Origin of the sequence: Paraburkholderia sp. BCC1884 (genome assembly GCF_900996225.1) — a bacterium.
Lineage (GTDB): Bacteria > Pseudomonadota > Gammaproteobacteria > Burkholderiales > Burkholderiaceae > Paraburkholderia.
The window spans coordinates 38,063-52,236 of the sequence record NZ_CAAJGL010000011.1; the positions used below are offsets into that span (position 1 = coordinate 38,063).

Annotated in this window: 13 protein-coding genes and 1 pseudogene; 9 read left to right on the plus strand and 5 right to left on the minus strand. The window is 64.5% G+C overall.

Annotated elements, in window-relative coordinates:
* Positions 1-4: 4 nt before the first annotated feature.
* Positions 5-898: a LysR substrate-binding domain-containing protein gene (locus tag FQ705_RS00215; protein WP_144137464.1), complete on the minus strand. Its 894-nt coding sequence runs from the start codon at positions 896-898 to the stop codon at positions 5-7.
* A gap of 517 nt (positions 899-1,415) precedes the next feature.
* Here FQ705_RS00215 and FQ705_RS00220 point away from each other — a divergent pair.
* From FQ705_RS00220 to FQ705_RS00250, 7 genes are all read left to right on the plus strand, one after another.
* Positions 1,416-2,510 (plus strand): PotD/PotF family extracellular solute-binding protein, encoded by a 1,095-nt coding sequence (locus tag FQ705_RS00220; RefSeq protein ID WP_144137465.1) that lies wholly within the window; start codon positions 1,416-1,418, stop codon positions 2,508-2,510.
* A 5-nt stretch (positions 2,511-2,515) separates the two neighbouring features.
* The gene (locus tag FQ705_RS00225) at positions 2,516-3,445 is read left to right on the plus strand and encodes an ABC transporter permease (RefSeq protein ID WP_409934663.1); all 930 of its coding nucleotides are present in this window, start codon (positions 2,516-2,518) and stop codon (positions 3,443-3,445) included.
* Positions 3,442-4,329, plus strand: a complete 888-nt coding sequence (locus FQ705_RS00230; protein WP_144137467.1) for an ABC transporter permease — start codon at positions 3,442-3,444, stop codon at positions 4,327-4,329. The genes FQ705_RS00225 and FQ705_RS00230 overlap by 4 nt, the downstream gene beginning before the upstream one ends.
* Positions 4,330-4,360: 31 nt before the next feature.
* The gene (locus tag FQ705_RS00235) at positions 4,361-5,434 is read left to right on the plus strand and encodes an ABC transporter ATP-binding protein (RefSeq protein WP_144137468.1); all 1,074 of its coding nucleotides are present in this window, start codon (positions 4,361-4,363) and stop codon (positions 5,432-5,434) included.
* A gap of 57 nt (positions 5,435-5,491) precedes the next feature.
* Complete coding sequence (locus FQ705_RS00240; RefSeq protein WP_144137469.1) at positions 5,492-6,316, plus strand: transporter substrate-binding domain-containing protein; 825 nt, start codon at positions 5,492-5,494, stop codon at positions 6,314-6,316.
* Positions 6,317-6,383: 67 nt separating this feature from the next.
* Positions 6,384-7,130, plus strand: a complete 747-nt coding sequence (locus tag FQ705_RS00245) for an amino acid ABC transporter permease (RefSeq protein ID WP_144137470.1) — start codon at positions 6,384-6,386, stop codon at positions 7,128-7,130.
* Positions 7,131-7,132: 2 nt separating this feature from the next.
* Positions 7,133-7,789 (plus strand): amino acid ABC transporter permease, encoded by a 657-nt coding sequence (locus FQ705_RS00250; RefSeq protein WP_144137471.1) that lies wholly within the window; start codon positions 7,133-7,135, stop codon positions 7,787-7,789.
* A gap of 89 nt (positions 7,790-7,878) precedes the next feature.
* On the opposite strand, the gene FQ705_RS00255 is transcribed toward FQ705_RS00250, so the two are convergent.
* Genes FQ705_RS00255 through FQ705_RS00265 form a run of 3 tightly spaced genes read right to left on the minus strand, consistent with a single transcriptional unit; the run spans position 7,879 to position 11,875 of the window.
* A complete protein-coding gene (locus FQ705_RS00255; protein ID WP_144137472.1) occupies positions 7,879-9,162 on the minus strand; it encodes a c-type cytochrome in 1,284 nt (427 codons plus the stop codon).
* A 12-nt stretch (positions 9,163-9,174) separates the two neighbouring features.
* Positions 9,175-11,418: a xanthine dehydrogenase family protein molybdopterin-binding subunit gene (locus tag FQ705_RS00260; RefSeq protein WP_144137473.1), complete on the minus strand. Its 2,244-nt coding sequence runs from the start codon at positions 11,416-11,418 to the stop codon at positions 9,175-9,177.
* Between the two features lies 1 nt (position 11,419).
* Complete coding sequence (locus FQ705_RS00265) at positions 11,420-11,875, minus strand: (2Fe-2S)-binding protein (RefSeq protein WP_144137474.1); 456 nt, start codon at positions 11,873-11,875, stop codon at positions 11,420-11,422.
* A gap of 338 nt (positions 11,876-12,213) precedes the next feature.
* On the opposite strand from FQ705_RS00265, the gene FQ705_RS00270 reads away from it, so the two are divergent.
* Together FQ705_RS00270 and FQ705_RS34375 are read left to right on the plus strand one after the other, a co-directional pair.
* The gene (locus FQ705_RS00270) at positions 12,214-12,615 is read left to right on the plus strand and encodes a hypothetical protein (RefSeq protein WP_144137475.1); all 402 of its coding nucleotides are present in this window, start codon (positions 12,214-12,216) and stop codon (positions 12,613-12,615) included.
* 71 nt (positions 12,616-12,686) lie between these two features.
* Positions 12,687-12,821, plus strand: a pseudogene (locus FQ705_RS34375) (alpha/beta fold hydrolase); the annotation flags it as partial.
* A 37-nt stretch (positions 12,822-12,858) separates the two neighbouring features.
* On the opposite strand, the gene FQ705_RS00280 reads toward FQ705_RS34375, so the two are convergent.
* Positions 12,859-13,944, minus strand: coding sequence for a peptidoglycan DD-metalloendopeptidase family protein (locus FQ705_RS00280; RefSeq protein ID WP_144137476.1), 1,086 nt, complete (start codon positions 13,942-13,944; stop codon positions 12,859-12,861).
* Between the last annotated feature and the right edge of the window lie 230 nt (positions 13,945-14,174).

The following is a 14,174-nucleotide window of genomic DNA, read 5'->3' on the forward strand; positions in this document are numbered from 1 at the left end:
CGACCTAATCCTGCCAATGTTCCGCGATCCAGTCGCGGAACAGATTCAGCTTCTGCTGATGCGCCACCGAATCGGGATACACCAGGTAATACCGCCAGCCGGTCTTGAGCACCGTATCGAACGGACGCACGAGGCGCCTCGCGGCGACGTCCTCGTCGATCAGCGCCAGGTCGCTGATCGCTACGCCGAAACCCTGCAACGCCGCATTGGTTGCCATATCGAGCGTGTCGAAACTCGGGCCGTGCTCGGCGTCGACCGCCTGGACCTCCGCGGCATCGCCCTCGGCCACCTTGGCGAGCCACATCTTCCAGTCGCGATGATCGCGCGTGGGATGCAGCAGCGTGTGCCGCGCCAGATCGGCCAGTTGCGCGAGCGGCTTGTCCTTCAGCAGATCCGGCGCGCAGACCGGTGTCAGACGCTCCTCGAACAGCGGCACCGCCTGCACATCGGCACCCGGCGACGAACCGTAGATGATCGCGGCGTCGAACGGCTCCATCTGAAAGTCGACATCGTGCTGCCAGGTCGTGGTGAGCTGCACGTGCAGATCGGGATATTCGGCCTGGAAGCGCATGATCTTGGGCAGCATCCAGCGCATCACGCAGGTCGGCACCTTCAACGCGAGATCGGTACGTTGCCGCGTGAGGCGCAGCGAAATCTCCTCGATGCGCGCGAAGCTTTCCTTCACCGCCGGCAGCAGCAGTTCGCCCTCGGCGGTGAGCGTCAGGCCTTTCGCGTGACGCTTGAAGAGCGGGAACTTGTAGTAGTCCTCGAGCGCGATGATCTGCCGGCTGACCGCTCCTTGCGTCAGACAAAGATGGTCGGCCGCACGCGTAAAGCTGCGGTGACGTGCGACGGTTTCAAAAATCTGCAGCGCGTTGAGCGGCGGAAGGCGGCGCATTGAAGTAATCCGGATCAGAAAAAATCATTGCGCGGGCACGGCTGCGCGAGTTGCGACGATGCCCGCCAAGGCTTCAGAATAAACGATTACAGACTAATGTACGTCACCGGACGAGCCGTTCGTCCATGCATTCGGCTCATACCGCCCCCGTCACGCGCCATCTTGCAAGCCATTTTGCACCGACACAGGGCAAGCCGCGCCGTGCACCGCACCAGAACCGAGCTTTCCTCATACCTCCGCCTCTTTGCCCAAACGCCGCGAAACGTGGACGTTAACCCGGATACGCCATGCCCACGGCACTCTCGCTCCTCCCTGTCAAACTCGCCGGATCAGGCGTCCCGATATCAACGCATGAGATTCCGTCATGCCCTCCATGCGCATATTTCGTTTGGCGCGGGATTTTGGCAAACCTAGAGTGCATCCACACGCTGCGTCCCGGCTTACATCGGCTGCGACACGGCGGCGGCGGTCACAGCGAAACTCACCATGCTTCAGGCGCTCAACACAGGAGATCGCCATGCAAGAGATCAAACGGGGTAGAAGGCAGGCCATCAAGGCAATCGGCACGGCACTCGCGGCGTCCGCGTTGCCCATGCCGTTCGTCAATCTGCGCGCTCAGGAACACAATTTCAGCGGCAAGACACTGCGCTTGCTGACGTGGTCGGACGACACCGGCGCGGCCGCATTGCGCAACATCGCGCAGAGCTTCTCGGCGAAAACCGGCTGCAAGGTAATTGCCGATCGCGCCGATGGCACCTCCGGCATGGTCGCCAAACTCAAGGCCGCGGGCGATCGCCCCACCTACGACGTCATCACGCTGGCGGGCGTCGGCGCATCCGGTCTGGGCGACGCAGGCCTCCTGATGAAACCCGATCTCGACAAGCTGCCGAACCTGAAGGACGTCGCGCCGCCATACCGCACGGGTGCGAACGGTTTCGGCGTCGGTTATCTGCTGTGGTCGGACGGCCTGATCTACAACACGTCCACGGTGAAGACAGCGCCCACCTCCTACGAAGCGCTGTGGGACCCGAAATACGCCGGACGTTTGTTCCTGCCGCCGCCCGAGTGGGCCGAAGCGGTGGACCTCGCGATCATCGCCGCGAAGATGAACGGCGGCTCGCAGCAGAACATCGACCCCGGCTTCAAGAAACTCGCCGTGTTGAAAGACCGCGTGATGACGCTCGGCGAGAACCCGAACCAGGTGGCCGATCTGTTCCGTACCGGCTCGCTCGATATCGGCGGCATCTATTCGCCGGCCTTTTTCCCTGACCAGATCCGCAAGCCCGAGTACAAGATGGGCGTGACCTACGGCATGAAAGAAGGCTTTGCCACGCAGTTGATGTTCACCGTGATCCCCAAATCGCATCCGGGCGACAGCGACGTGATCCACGCCTTCATCAACCACTCGCTCGACGCCGGCGTGCAAGGCCGCATGGCCGCCGACGTGCTGAACGGCCCGGTCAATTCGAAAGCGGTGATTCCCGCCGGGAGCCGCGCCTTCGTGCCTAGCCCGCAGCAGATCGCCGAGAAAGCCGTGTTGCATGACGACAAGGCGCTCGCCGTCGTGCAGCCGGCGTGGATCAAGCGCTACACCGAAATCTTCTCGGCATGAGCGCGATGCTCGCGCGCTTTTCGCGGCGTGCGGCGGCAGCCGCCGCTGCCGCCGCTGAAGCCTCGGGCTCGCCTCGCATCACGTCGATGGACAAGGCGCGCCCCTGGCTGCTGCTCACGCCGATCCTGCTGTTTCTCGCCATCCTCGGCGCGGCGGCGCTGGTCGTGCTGCGCATGAGCTTCGGCGCGCAAGGCAACGAGTGGCACGGTTTCACGCTGCAAAACTACGCCGACCTGTTCGACAGCTACTTCATGAAGTCGCTGTGGCTGACGCTCAAGCTGGCGTTTCAAAGCATGATCTGCGCCGTGCTGCTGGCGATTCCCGTCGCACTGGCGATGGCGCGCACAAAATCGCGGCTCGCACGACGCCTGCTGCTGGCTGGCGTGCTGCTGCCTTTGCTCGTCAATCTGTTGCTGCAAGGTTATGGCTGGCTGATCATCCTCGGACCGGCCGGTCTGCTCAATCACGCGTTGCTCGCGAGCGGCCTCGTGCAACGTCCGCTGCTGTGGCTGTATCGCGAGAACGGCGTGCTGCTTGGGCTGGTTCAAACGGCGTTTCCGCTGGCCGTGCTGCCGCTCTCGAGCGCGATGCGCGCGGTCTCGACGTCGTATGAAGAAGCGGCCGCCACGCTCGGCGCAACGCGCTGGCAAACGCTGCGTCACGTGTTATTGCCGCTGGCGATGCCCGGTCTCGTCTCGGGCGCCTTGCTGGTCTTTGCGTATAACGCCAGCGCGTTTGCCGTGCCCCTGCTGCTAGGTGGACGTCGTGTGCCGATGCTCGCCGTGCTGGTCCACGACCAGGTCGCACCGCTGCTCAACTGGCCGGCGGCGTCCGCGTCGGGCGTGGTGTTGATGATCGCCACGCTGACGGTCATGGCACTCTCGCAGCGCCTCGTGCGCCGCACGCAGCGTCTTGCCGAGGAGCCTCACGCATGAGCACGCCCCATCCCGCCGCGCCGCTGTCGCCCCGCACGCCTCGCTTGACGCGTTTCTTCAATGCGACGATGCCCGGCCAGCTCGGCAAGGCCGCCGCGCTGCTCGCCGCGATCGTGCTGTTCCTCGCCGCGCTGCCGATCCTGACGATGATCGTCATGTCGTTCAGCGCCGCCGACACGCTCGAATTCCCGCCGCACGCCTACGGCCTGCACTGGTATCGCGCCGCGTGGCAGAGCTTCGTATCGCCGGATGCGAGCGATTCGCTGTCGATGGGCGCCGCGCTGAGCACGAGCCTGATCGTCGCGCTCTCGACGATGGTGATCGCCACCCTTGTTTCCGTGCCCGCCGCCTACGCGCTGAGCCGTTACCGTTTTCGCGGCAAACCCGCGGTCGAACAACTGGTGGCCTTGCCGCTCGTCTATCCGCTGGTGATGCTCGGCCTGTCGCTGCTGCTGGTGTTCAACGTACTGCCGATCGAACTCGGCGTGTTCCGTCTGATCATCGCGCACGTGATTCTCGCGCTGCCGTTCACGGTCAAAAATTGCGCGGCCTCGGTCGCCTCCATCGGCCCGGAGTTCGAGGAAGCTGCCTGCGTGATGGGCGCGAGCCCGGGCCGCGCGCTCGTCGACGTGATCCTGCCGCTGATGCGCCCCGGCATTCTCGCCGGCATGCTGTTCGCGTTCATCGTCTCGTTCAACGAGTTCACGGTGACCTTCTTCCTCTACGGTATCGATACGATGACGCTGCCTGTATGGCTCTACAGCCGCACGGTGTCGTCGCTCGATCCGACCGTGTTCTGTTTCGCGGTGTTCATCGTCGCGATCGACTTTGCGCTGATCTGGCTGCTCGAAAAGCTGATCGGCGACGAAGGCGTCGCGCTGTAACCAATCGCCCACCTTTTCGCGGGAGCCTCCGATGACCCATCTGACCTTGCAGGCCGTGACGCGGCGCTTCGGCGCGGCGCATGCCGTCGACAACGTCGATCTGAGCGTGCCCGACGGCAAGCTGGTGTGCTTTCTCGGCCCGTCCGGCTGCGGCAAGACGACGTTGCTACGGATGATCGCCGGCCTGGAAACGCCGACCTCCGGCAGCATTCATTTCGCCGGCCGCGATATCACGCGCCTGCCGGCCAACCAGCGCGACTTCGGCATGGTATTCCAGTCGCTCGCGCTGTTTCCTCACATGACGGTCGCGCAAAACGTCGCGTACCCGCTCAAGCTGCGCAAAACCGCGAAGGGTGAACAGACGCGCCGCGTCGCCGAATTGCTGGAGCTGATCCAGTTGCCGCACATGGCGAACCGTCCGGTCACTCAACTCTCAGGCGGCCAGCGTCAGCGCGTGGCGATTGCGCGCGCGATCGCCTCGCAACCCAAATTACTTTTGCTCGACGAACCGCTCTCCGCGCTCGACGCCAAACTGCGCGAAGCGATGCAGGTGGAAATCCGCCTGCTGCAACAGCGCCTCGGCATCACGACGATCATGGTCACGCACGACCAGCGCGAAGCGATGACCATGGCCGACGAAATCGTCGTGATGGAGAAAGGCCGGATTGCGCAGGTCGGCAAACCGCTGGATATTTATCGCGATCCGGTGAGCGAATTCGTCGCGGACTTTATCGGCCTCGGTAATATCCTGCCGGTCACGTACGACGGCGCGGGCAGCGTGAGCCTGCCGGGCGGCCGGCGCATCACCGTCGTGCAACCGGCGCGCGTGCCGGATCTGGCCAGCGATATCCGTCTGCTGATCCGCCCGGAGGATGTCTGCGTCAAACCGGCGACGGACGTCGCCGCGCCGAACCGGCTCGCGGGCACGGTGACGTTCATCCGCGACGTGGGAGCGTCGCTCGAAGCCACGATCGATTGCGCCGGCTTCACGCTGACAGCTGCGACCACGCCGCGCGAGACGCCAGGCCTCGCGCTCGGCATGCCGGTACTCGCGGAATTGCCACCTCATGCGTGCAAACTGATTGCCGCGCGCGCCGCGCACTAAGAAGCCGGCGCTAAAACAATCCACACCAAGACCTACCTTCTCGACAGAGGAAAGACCATGACGCAACCTCAAACCGCCCCATCCAGCACGCGCCGCGTGTTCGTCACGCTCGCCGCGGCGCTCGCCTTCACCGGCTTCGGCGCGCTGTGCGCGTTTCCGTCGGCCGCCCATGCGGATGCGCTCGACAGCATCGCCAAATCGGGCACGGTGCGCGTCGGCGTGTTCGAGGACTATCCGCCGTTCGGCTCGATCGGCCCGGACATGCAGCCGATGGGCTATGACATCGACGTCGCCAATCTGATCGGCAAGGCGCTTAACGCCAAGGTGGAACTGGTCGCGGTAACGGGCGACAACCGCATGGCCTACCTCGCCGACCATAAGGCTGACATGCTGCTTTCAGTCGGCCAGACGCCGGAACGCGAAAAGGTGATCGACTTCTCGCAGCCCTACGCGCCCTACTACCTCGCCGTGTTCGGCCCGAAATCGCTGCCCGTGAAGAATGCCGCCGACCTCGCCGGCAAGTCGATTTCGGTGGCGCGCGGCACACTGGAAGACCTGAGTGTCACCAAGATCGCGCCGCCCACCGCCAACATAAAAAGATTCGACGATCCGAACGGCGCAATTTCGGCGTTCCTTTCTGGTCAGGTACAGTTGATGGTCGTCGGCAACGACGTCGGCGCGACGATTCTCGCGCGTCATCCGGCCAACGATCCGGAGCAGAAGTTCTCGCTGTTCAGCTCGCCGGATCATGTCGGTTTGAACAAGAACGAGCCGCGCCTGAAGCAGAAAGTGGACGACGTGATTGCCAAGGCCCGCAAGGACGGCACCATGAACGCGATTTCGCAGAAGTGGCTGCGCGCGCCGCTGCCGGCCAACTTCTGAACCTTTTTTGCGTGGACCGGCGAGACCGGTCCACGGCGGAGTTCGACCTAACGATGAGCACCATCCCATGACCTACGCGTTCGACTTCAGCGGCTTCGGCCTCTACGCGGGGATGCTCGTGCGCGGCGCTGCCGTGACTTTGGGGCTCACCGCCGTGTCCACGGTGCTGGGCGGGCTGGTGGGCATCGGCGGCGCGAGTATCGCCGTGGCCGGGCCGAAATGGGCGCGCTGGATCGTGGCGAGTTACGTGGAGGTGATCCGCAATACGCCCTTCATCGTGCAGTTGTTCTTCGTGTTCTTCGGCCTGCCGAGCCTCGGCATTCATATCGACGAAATCCAGGCGGCGATTCTCGCCATGACCGTCAACCTCGGCGCGTACGCGATCGAGATCGTGCGCGCGGGCATCGATTCGATTCCACGCGGTCAGGTACAGGCGGCCCAGGCGCTCGGTCTGCACGGCCGCCAGGTGTTCCGCTTCATCGTGCTGCCGCAGGCGATCGCCAACGTGTTTCCCGCGCTGCTCAGCCAGGTGCTGATCGTGATGCTCGGTTCGGCTGTCGTGTCACAGATTTCAGTACCCGATCTCACTTATGCGGCCAACTTCATCCAGTCGCGCAACTTCCGTTCGTTCGAGAGCTACGTGATCATCACCGCGGTGTATCTGCTGTTGTCCATTCTGCTGCGGCAACTGCTCAACCGCTTCGGGCGCGGCCTGTTCGCCGGCCGGATGGCGCGCGGCAACGACAGCGCGCCGCGTAGCTGGCGCGCCCGCCTGATGTGGCGCGGCGCCCGCACTCTGCCGACGGAGCGTTGATCATGGTCGAATTCACGCTGTGGGACATCGCCCGTAACCTGTTGCTCGCCGCGCGCTGGACGGTGCTGCTGTCGTTGATCGCCTTTGTCGGCGGCGGCATTGTCGGGCTGATTCTGCTCGCGATGCGCGTATCGCCGATTGCGTGGCTGCGCCGTATCGTCGTGGTGTACGTCGAGGTGTTTCAGGGCACGCCGCTGCTGATGCAGCTCTTTCTGGCGTTTTTCGGTTTGCCTTTGCTCGGTGTGGACGTGTCGCCGTGGGTGGCCGCTACCGTCACGTTGACGCTTTACACCAGCGCTTATCTGGTCGACATCTGGCGCGGTTGCGTGGAAGCCATCCCGCGCGGCCAGTGGGCGGCGGGCGCAAGTCTCGGCATGACCTTCAGCCAGCAGTTGCGCTATATCGTGTGGCCGCAGGCGCGCAAAATCGCCGTGGCACCGACGGTCGGCTTTCTCGTACAGGTGGTGAAAAGCACGGCACTGGCATCGATCATCGGCTTCACCGAGCTGACCAAGACCGGCACCATGATCACCAACGCGGCGTTCCGTCCGTTTCCGATCTACGGCATGGTCGCAATGATCTACTTCGCGATGTGCTTCCCGTTGACGTGGTATGCGCGGGTGCTGGAAAAACGGCAGAAGGTGGGCCAGCATCGCTGAGCAACGCCAGCGCCTGGCCCAAAGAAAAAGCGGCAACCGTTCTACACGGTTGCCGCTTTTTTTCGCGCAGGCGCTACGTCGAGCGACGATTAACGCGCCGCCTGCGTCGACTTGCGTAGCTTCGCCACCTCCGCCGCGTTCACCGCCGGCGCGCCGTTGTTCCACCCGGCGCGTACGAAAGTGAGCACGTCGGCGATCTGCTGGTCGTTGAGAACCGGCGCGTACTTCGGCATCGGATACGGCGCCGGAATGCCGCCGATCACGAGGTCTTCGGTGCCGTTCAGCGTCACGTTGATCAACGACGACGCATCCTTCTCGAGCACGTTCGGATTGCCCGACAAAGGCGCCAGCAGCGGCGCGAAACCGCGTCCGTCGACGCCGTGACAATGCATGCAATACGCCGTGTAGACGCGCGCACCGGCATCGTTCGCGGGACGGTTCAGCGACACCTTCGTCGCCTGCGGATCGAACTGATACGGCGGCGCGCCGCTGCCGCCCGCCGGCGGCAATGACTTCAGATACGTCGTCATCGCCGCGACGTCGGTGTCGCTCATGTTTTGCGTGCTGTTGTTGATCACGCTCGTCATCGACCCGAATGCGGACGCGTGGCGATTCGCGCCGGTCTTCAGGAACGCCTGCAGATCCTGATCGTTCCAGCGGCCCAGTCCGACGTTGTGCTCGCCGGTCAGGTTCGCCGCGAACCAGCCGTCGAGCGGCGCACCGCTCACGAACGCGCTGCCGCTTTCATCCAGCGCCTTCTCCTGGAACGCGATGCCGCGCGGCGTATGGCACGAGCCGCAGTGCCCCAGCCCCTGAACCAGGTAGGCGCCGCGATTCCAGGCGACGTCCTTGCCCGGCTTGTCCTGATAGACGCCCTTCTCGAGGAACACCATGTTCCAGAACTTCAACGGCCAGCGCATGTTCATGGGCCACTTGATGTCCGACTCGCGGTTCGCCTGCTGCACCGGTGTCACGCCGTTCATGAAGTAGGCGTAGAGCGCCTTCGTGTCGTCGTCGTTGACCTTGACGTAGGACGGATACGGCATCGCCGGATACAGGTTGTGGCCGTCTTTCGCGACGCCTGCGCGCAAGGCCTGCGCGAAATCCTCCTCGGTATAGTTGCCGATGCCGGTCTGCGAGTCCGGCGTGATGTTGGTGGAGTAGATCTTGCCCATCGGCGTGGTCATCGGCAGGCCACCCGCGAACGGCTTGCCCTTGGGCGCCGTGTGACAGGCGGTGCAATCGCCGACCTTGGCCAGATACGCACCGCGCGCGATCAGCGCGGCGTCGGCCGCCTGTGCGGTAGAAGTCTGCGTGAGGAACGGCAACGCCACGCACACTGCCGCGCCGAAACCCTTGAGAGTATTTTTCATGTCGGGCTCCGGTTAGGCGGTTTGCAGCTGGCTGCCGACCGGCAATTGCCGCAGCCGCTTGCCGGTAGCCGCGAAAATCGCATTGGTCAGCGCGGGCGCGAGCGCCGCCGTGCCAGGCTCGCCGATGCCGCCGGGCGCCTCGCTGCTCTTGACGATATGCACCTCGATCGGCGGTGTCTGATCGATGCGCAGCATCCGGTAATCCGTGAAATTGTTCTGCTCGACGCGGCCGTCCTTGATCGTGATCTCGCTATAGAGCGCCGCCGTGATGCCGAAGATGATGCCGCCCTGCACCTGCGCTTCGATCGTATTGGGATTGACCACCATCCCGCAGTCGACCGCGCACACCACGCGCTTGACCGACACCTCGCCCTGCTCCACGGCGACGTCGACGACCATCGAAAAGAAGCTGCCGAACGCGTGCATCACCGAGACGCCGCGCCCTTGTCCGGCGGGCACCGCACTGCCCCAATTGGCCGCCTGGGTGGCGACGTTGAGCACGTTGAGCGCGCGTGGCGTCTTGCCGAGCAGATCGCGACGGTACTTGACCGGATCGACTTTGGCCTGCGCCGCCAGTTCGTCGATGAAACTCTCCACCACGAAGGTGCCGCGCGTCGGGCCGACGCCGCGCCAGAATGCAGTCGGCACAGCGTGCGGCTCCTGGCGCACGTATTCGATCAACTGGTTCGGCAGGTCGTACGGCAAATCCGCGGCCACTTCCACCGCGTCCGGGTCGATGCCGTTCTTGAAGGCCGGCGGCGCGAAACGCGCAATGACCGACGAGCCGACGATCCGGTGCTGCCACGCGACCGGTTTGCCGTTCGCGTCGAGGCCCGCCGAAATCTTGTCGTAGTAGTACGGCCGGTACATGTCGTGCTGAATGTCTTCTTCGCGCGTCCACACCACTTTGACCGGCGTCGAGACCTGTTTGGCGATCTTGACCGCCTGCGTGACCATGTCGAATTCAAGGCGCCGACCGAAGCCGCCGCCGATCAGATGGTTGTGCACGACGATCTTGTCCTTGGGCAAACCGGTGACGGCCGCGGCGGCGTCCACCACGCGCGTCGGCACTTGCGAGCCGAGCCAGACATCGCAGCCGTCGGGGCGCACGTGCACCGTGCAGTTGACCGGCTCCATGGTGGCGTGCGCGAGAAACGGCTGCTGATAGACCGCGTCCACGCGCGTCTTCGCATTGGAAAACGCCGGGCCGACGTCGCCGTCCTTGCGCGCCACCGCACCGTCGCGTTGCGATGCGTCGACCAGATCGGCGACGATCTGTTGCATCGAGAGCGTCGCGCCTGCGCCTTCGTTCCACTTGATGTCGAGCGCCTGCAAGCCGCGTTTGGCGGCCCACGTATGGTCGCCGATCACCGCAACCGCGTTGTCGGCCTTGATGACCTGCCGCACGCCGGGGATTTTCTTCGCGTTGGTGTCGTCGACGCTTGCGAGTGTGCCGCCGAACACGGGGCATGTCGCAATCGCCGCGTAGACCATGTCGGGCACGCGCACGTCGAGACCGAACATGGCGGTGCCGTCCACTTTCTCCGGCGAATCGAGCCGCTTCACGGCAGTGCCGATCACCTTGAAGTCTTGCGGGCTTTTCAGCGGCACGTTCTGCGGCGCGGGCAATTTTGCCGCGGCCTCGACCAGTTGACCGTAGCCGAGGCTGCGGTTGCTGGCCGCGTGCAGCACCTGCCCGGCTTGCGCGTGGCAGCTCGCCGGATCGACCTGCCACTGCTGCGCCGCCGCGTTGATCAGCACGACACGAGCGGTCGCGCCGGCCCGGCGCATCGGCTCCCATGCATAGCGGATCGATGTCGAGCCGCCGGTGAGCTGGCCGCCGAGCAACGGGTCCATGAAGAGCTTTTCGTTCGGCGGTGCGTGGTCGATCACGACCGAGTCGAGCGGCACTTCGAGCTCTTCGGCGATCAGCATCGGGATCGATGTATAAACGCCCTGGCCCATCTCGACCTTCGGGATAATCAGCGTGACCTTGCCCGCCGTATCGATCTGAACGAAGGCGTTCGGTGCGAACACGCCGCTTTGCGGCGTCTCGACCCCGTCGCCGCCGATCACCGACTTGCCGGCTTTCTGATCCTGACTGACCGCCGGCATGCTGAAGCCGAGCAGCAGTCCACCACCTGCCGCCGCTCCCACCGTCACGCCGAACTTCAGGAAACTGCGGCGCGACAATCCCGCTGCCGCGCCCTTCGGCGCCTGCGCGCCGTTCTGTGCATCGAGCAATCCCTGGGACATGTCAGGCCCCCTTCGCGGCTTGCTTGATGGCAGCGCGGATGCGGTTATAGGTGCCGCAGCGACAGATGTTGCCGGCCATGGCGGCATCGATATCCGCGTCGGTGGGCTGGGGGTTGCTCGCGAGCAGCGAAGCCGCGGACATTACCTGCCCGGACTGACAGTAGCCGCACTGCACCACGTCCAGTTGACGCCAGGCCTGCTGCACCTTCTGCCCGGCAGGCGTGCTGCCGACCGCTTCGATGGTGGTGATTTTCCGGTCGCCGACCGCGGCGGCCGGCAGCACGCAGGAGCGCACCGCGACGCCATCGAGATGCACCGTGCAGGCACCGCATTGCGCAATGCCGCAACCGAACTTGGTGCCGGTCAGGCCGACCAGATCGCGCAAGACCCACAGGAGGGGCATGTCGGGTGGCGCGTCGACGGTATGGGTTTGACCGTTGATAGTAAGCGTAGTCATTGAGCGGCTCCGGGTGGGGTTATTGTTTATCGAGCTGATCCAGCTATTTAGACAGAGACGTCGAACCAAAACGGTGTGACTTGCCGCGTTTATTCGAGGAGCCGGACTAATGAGCGCGGCGATTCGACTTCGACACAAAGGCGGCTTGATGCGCGACGCGGATGCGCCAGAACTGACCGCCAAATTGTAGTCGCGCATAAAGAAGTTCGCCGCGCGCGTGCACAAGGCGCGTGCCGGACCCGGCGCAGGCGTGCGCCGCGACGGCGCGCTGGGAACGGGATTCAGTCCGATGCGTTAATATCGACGCGATCCGGCCTACTATCCGAAGGAGCAGCACCATGAACGACTCGACCTGCGCGCAATTCCTCTCGGACATTCGCAAGCCGCTTCTGACGCTGCATAAAGCCATTCTCGATCACGAGCGCGCGATGTACGAAAAGGAATTCGGACCGGTGACGCCGGCGGCTTTCCTGCAGGTACTCATCAACGGCTCGGGGTTCAAGTGGCTCACGCCGCTCTCGACGATCATCGCCAACGTCGATGAAATTCTCGACGACAAGGAAGCCGATGCCGCCGACCGGGTCGGCGCCGCTGAAGCCGTGGTGGGTCTCTTTTCAGCCGAAATGCCGAACAATGCTTTTCTGCCGCGCTACCTGCCGCTTCTGCAGGCCGATCCGGCGATCCTGCATCTGCATGGCCAGGTGTCGCAACTATTGCGTGGCGTGCAGGAGAAAAAGTAATCGGACGGCGCATCGCCATGCAGCCGTAGCCGCTTCCCGACAGCGGCGCGACGGCATTGCGCGCACATCTTCAGTGGATTCCGCTGGAACGTGGACAGGCGCTCGCCGATACCATTCCCCGGGCGCGCTTTCAGGCCGTGCCGAACGCCGGGCATCTGGTGCAGGAAGACGCGCCGGAGGCGATCGTCGCCGCGGCGCTGCGCTGGTTCGACGCTAGTTCGACGCCGGTTCGATCGACGGGGCTTAGCCGCGTCCTTGTGGCAGGAACGGCATGGGGTCGATCGGCTTGCCGTCGTGACGCAACTCGAAACCGACCGAGACGCGTGAGTTGTTTTCGTCGCCCATTTCCGCGATCTGCTGCCCTTGCCGCACGATGTCGCCGGTTTTGACGAGCAGCCTGCGATTGTGCGAGTAAGCGGTCAGGAAATCCTTGTTGTGCTGGACGATGATCAGACTGCCGTAGCTGTTCAGACCCGTGCCGGCGTACATCACCTTGCCGTCCGCCGCGGCGCGCACCGGGTCACCCGGCTTGCCGCCGATCTCGATGCCGCGCGTTTCGCCCGGCTGGAAACTTTCCAGCACGCTGCCGACCGCCGGCCACGCCAGGGCGACGCCGCTGGCATGCCGCCCGGTTTGCTGCGCGACTTCGCGCACCAGGGCTGCGCTCGGGGCGGGGGATGCGGGTTGGGCGTCAGTGGCGTTGGCGTTGGCGTTGGCGTTGGCGTTGGCGTTGGCGTTGGCGTTGGCGTTGGCGTTGGCGTTGGCGTTGGCGTTGGCGTTGGCGTTGGCGTTGGCGTTGGCGTTGGCAGTCGCAGTCGCAGTCGACGATGTTGCCGCTGCAGCCAGTACGGCCGGTTGTCCAGCCTGCGCACTAGCAGGTGCTGCCGCCGCTGCGGTTTTCGCGGCCTTCGCCGAAGCGGCCGCCGCCGCGTTGGCCGCGTTGACCGCCTTCACCGTTTCCGGCGACGCCACGTGCACCACTTGCCCAAGCTTCAGACGCGAGTTTTTCTTCAAGTCGTTCCACGCGAGCAACTGCCGCACGCTGCAATGATGATGCTGGGCGATGCGCGCGAGCGTATCGCCACGCTTGACGCGATACACCAGCGGCGGAGATTTCTTGAGCGGCGCGCCCTGATCGGCGCCGGCCGCGACCGGCAAACTTGCCGACGGCCCGGCGACCGGAGCGGCCGCAACCGGCACACCCGATGCTGCCGATGCCGCTCCCGTCTGCGCGCCCTGCTGCCCGACATTCGCACAACCGCTGACCGCCAGCGCCACCCACACGCCAGTCAGACTGGCCTTCATGGTCTTGTCGAAACGCTTTCCCATCTTGTGCGACTCCTGCCTTGTTCATTGGCCGGGCCGGATGTCGCCTTGGCTCGTGCAATGCGCGCGTGCCTGAAGCCGCGCTGCGATTTTTGCGAGATAGCGAGGTCGCCTCGTGCGACGCTCATCCCATGCCCTGCCGACCAACCCAACCCGCCACTCTCGCCGGACGCCCGCACGCCGAATGCCCCGACGCCAACTACGGCGATCTCCCGAGAAAGGGGCCAGATTGC